The organism is Thiolapillus sp. (assembly GCF_048562965.1).
In the GTDB taxonomy this organism is placed as follows: Bacteria; Pseudomonadota; Gammaproteobacteria; order Chromatiales; family Chromatiaceae; genus Thiolapillus; species Thiolapillus brandeum_A.
Map to the genome: position 1 here is coordinate 1 of NZ_JBHNMF010000445.1, position 2,717 is coordinate 2,717.

Genomic DNA, 2,717 nt, shown 5'->3' on the forward strand with positions numbered 1-2,717 from the left:
GCACCGGATTTCTCATCGTCTTTTTTCGGTTTTTCAATTGAATTTCAATGACTTGGCATTTATAGACGGGAACTAGTTATATATCATTCTTATGCTCAACTTAGCGCTGTAAAATAAAATGTCAATGTATTTGAAAGAAAAACGACATTTGATTTGACCGCGGTCAAACAGCGGTTCGCTTGGTCAAAACGATGATGGGTGCCGGGAAGACCATCGATGACAGACATGCCGCCATCAAACTCACGACACAAATTGCTGCGTTGGTACAAGATTAAAAAAAAGCAGTCTGTGCAAATACACAAACGGCTTTGTTACGCCGGAGGGGGTGTACCGCTGACGCAATATCCACCTTGCCAACAGAACATGGGCAAGGTTCCGGTGGTTTCAATCAGGAAGAAGGGCTGTCCTGCTCTTTTTGTGGCACACGCAATCGGATGGACAATTCACGCAACTGCTGAGCCGAAACCTCAGATGGTGCTTCGGTAAGCAGGCAGGCTGCACTCTGGGTCTTTGGAAAAGCCATCACATCGCGGATACTGTGTGCTCCTGCCATGAGCATTACCAGCCGGTCCAGACCAAAGGCCAGGCCGCCATGGGGAGGACAGCCGTATTCCAGGGCGTTCAGAAGGAAACCAAACTTGTCCTGAGCTTCCTGCTCTTCGATACCCAGCAGTTCCAGCACCTGACTCTGCACCTCGGAGCGGTGGATACGCATGGAGCCGCCACCGACCTCAGTGCCGTTGAGCACCATATCGTAGGCCCGGGACAGGCAAGCGCCCGGGTCAGTCTTCAGCAGACCCAGGTGGGCCTCCTGTGGCGCAGTGAACGGATGATGCAGGGAAGTCCAGCGTTTGGCGCCAGCATCCCACTCGAACATGGGAAAATCCACCACCCACAGGGGGCGCCAGTCGCCTTCCATGAGGCCAAGATCCTCGCCCAGCTTCACGCGCAAAGCGCCCAAAGCTTCGTTTACCACCGTTGCCTTGTCAGCACCGAAGAAAATCAGGTCGCCATCCTCGGCGCCGGTGCGCTCCATGATGCCGCTCACTGCTTCATCCGGCAGGAACTTGAGTATGGGCGACTGGAGGCCCTCGCGGCCCTTGGTCTCCCACCCGTTGACTTTGATGTACGCCAGACCACGGGCACCGTAGATACCGACATACTTGGTGTAATCATCGATTTCCTTGCGGCTCAGTTTACAGCCCTGGGGTACACGCAACGCTGCAACCCGGCCATCCGGATCCTTTGCCGGACCGGAAAACACCTTGAAATCCACATTTTCCATCAGATCGGCCACGTCCTTGAGCTCGAGAGAGCAACGCAGATCTGGCCGATCCGAGCCATATCGGTCCATGGCTTCGGCATAGGTCATGCGCGGGAAGGGATCCGGCAGATCGACATCCAGGGCGCCCTTGAAAACGCCACGGATCATGTCTTCCATGTGCTGCATGATCTGCTCTTCGTTCATGAAGGACATTTCCACGTCCAGCTGAGTGAATTCGGGCTGACGGTCGGCGCGCAGATCCTCGTCGCGGAAACAGCGCACGATCTGGTAATAACGATCCATACCGGACATCATCAGCAACTGCTTGAACAGCTGGGGTGACTGGGGCAGAGCAAAGAACTTGCCGGCATGGGTACGGCTGGGCACCAGGTAGTCCCGGGCGCCTTCCGGCGTGGCCTTGGTGAGCATGGGCGTTTCCATGTCCATGAAGCCGTTGTTGTCCAGGTATTCGCGCAGCAGGCGGGTCACGTTTGAGCGAAGTTGCATGCGTTCCAGCATTTCCGGGCGGCGCAGATCGATGTAACGATAGCGCAGGCGCAGCTCTTCCGAGACATCATCATCGTCCAGGACGAAAGGAGGCGTCTTGGCGGCATTGAGGATTTCCAGTTCCTTGCCCAGCACCTCAATTTCCCCTGTGGAGATCTCGGGGTTCACCGTACCTTCGGGACGGTGGCGCACCCTCCCCTTCACGCGCAGCACATACTCGGTACGTACTTTCTCCGCGGTAGCGAACACATCTTCCACGTCCGGATCATAGACTACCTGGACCAGGCCGGTGCGGTCGCGCAGATCGATGAAGATCACGCCCCCGTGGTCGCGGCGACGGTTCACCCAGCCGCAAAGTTCAACTGTTTCATCGACCTCGGCTACGCCGGGTTCGCCACAATAATGACTACGCATCAATCCAATCCTGAAATTGTTCCTGAATCTGGGATTCAGGCTATATACAATGAAAACACCCCGGAAATCCGGGGTGTCAAATTCAACCGCAAATCCGAAGATTCAGGTCAACCACAACCACATTTTCCGCCGCCGCAACTGCCCGACGACGAGCCGCCCTTGCCGGAATCCGCCAGGTTTTTCTTCTTGCCTGACTTGAAATCCGTCTCATACCAGCCACCGCCCTTGAGGCGGAAACCCGATGCCGAAATCAGCTTCACAAGCTTGGGCTCACCACATTCCGGACACTCCTTCAGGGGCGCGTCGCTCATTTTCTGCATCGCCTCGAACTCATGCCCGCAGGCATCACAACGATATTCGTAAAAAGGCATGGCAACCTCCTGCTATCAATTTTACAAGGGAGTAAACTGTTTAACTAGAGTTTAGAGTAAGCAACATTGTTCCACCGTATATTTTCGGGTGAAATAAAGTTGCTATTTTGTTCATACTGCCCGTTAGAGCTTGTTCTATACGCTGATTGCTGCATCCTGCT

General features: G+C 54.7%; 2 protein-coding genes. Both read right to left on the reverse strand.

Annotated features, from left to right (window positions below; all coding sequences use genetic code 11):
• Positions 1-388: 388 nt before the first annotated feature.
• Positions 389-2,185 carry an aspartate--tRNA ligase gene (aspS, locus tag ACOCD2_RS16110; RefSeq protein WP_293649592.1) on the reverse strand — a complete coding sequence of 599 codons (1,797 nt, stop codon included), beginning with the start codon at positions 2,183-2,185 and terminating at the stop codon, positions 389-391.
• A 107-nt stretch (positions 2,186-2,292) separates the two neighbouring features.
• The gene (locus ACOCD2_RS16115) at positions 2,293-2,556 is read right to left on the reverse strand and encodes an FmdB family zinc ribbon protein (RefSeq protein WP_293649591.1); all 264 of its coding nucleotides are present in this window, start codon (positions 2,554-2,556) and stop codon (positions 2,293-2,295) included.
• Positions 2,557-2,717: the final 161 nt, after the last annotated feature.